Source organism: Oleiphilus sp. HI0132, from assembly GCF_001635845.1.
This window is the reverse complement of sequence record NZ_LWGJ01000212.1, coordinates 1-991: the sequence shown is the minus strand read 5'-3', so window position 1 is coordinate 991 and position 991 is coordinate 1. Positions and strand designations below refer to the sequence as shown.

Sequence of the window (991 nt, the reverse complement as noted above, 5' to 3'; positions counted from 1 at the left end):
GGTGATGATCAAAGACCCGTTGCGGTTTTATATCTTCGTCACGGTGCTGGAATGATTGTGTTGGTTAAAGGTGACACGCTTTACTTTTCCAGGCATTTTGACTTTTCTTTACAAGCGCTGAACGATGTCGCGCAGCAAAACTCGGTTATTCAGCAATTATCTTTAGAAATCCAGCGCTCATTTGATTACTTTGAAAGCCAGATGGCTCAAGTTCCTCCGCAAACGGTTGCACTGATGGGCCCTGCACCCAATATGCCATTAGCAAATATGCTTGGTGGTAGTATTGGCGCCAGAGTCGAACCGCTTGATATGTCCTTGTTTATGCAGGACGAGGCAAATCTGGGCCTTGAAGAAATTCAAGCTTTTGTCGCGCTCGCCAGTGCATTGAGAGAGGGGTAGAGCAATATGCAACAAGTAAACCTCTATACCGACGCTTTCAAACCAAAACGCGTAAAGTTACCACTCGAACAAATTATACTTCTGCCTGTTGTCACCTTGCTCTTGCTCATTGGTGTCAGCTTGTGGCTTAGCCATAGCTTAAAGCAGGAAGCTCAAGAGCTTGAAGTAATCAAATCAAAGAATGAAGAAATGGCAAAGCGCCTTGAAACACTAAGCGTTAAAGCTAAACGCATGAGAAAAGATGAGTCATTAGTCGCCGCTAATCAGCGTTTGCACGCTAAAGCTGAAGCTCGTCAACGAATGATCGAAATGCTAGATACGGTTGTAGTTAAAGATGATGAAGGCTTTTCTAATATTCTGCTCTCACTTGCACGCCAGAACTTAGATAAACTATGGTTGAACTCAATAATTATTGGCTCCTCAGGAAAGGAGATGCATATTGAAGGCATTACCCTGAACGGTGACTTGGTGCCCGAGTATTTGCAAAAGCTTCGTCAGGAAGACAGCCTCCTGGGGCGTACATTTACATTGTTTGAACTTGAAAAACACGAAGGGAAGAGACATTGGTTGAATTTCTCTTTGCGCTCTGAAG

The 991-nt window shown here is 44.0% G+C and carries 2 protein-coding genes; both read left to right on the top strand.

Annotated features, from left to right (window positions below; translation table 11 throughout):
- Window positions 1–399: hypothetical protein (locus tag A3766_RS30225; protein ID WP_197479230.1), on the top strand; the 399-nt coding region annotated here is incomplete at its 5' end.
- A 6-nt stretch (window positions 400–405) separates the two neighbouring features.
- A partial coding sequence (locus tag A3766_RS02655; RefSeq protein ID WP_068641618.1) for a hypothetical protein occupies window positions 406–991 on the top strand: 586 nt, incomplete at its 3' end.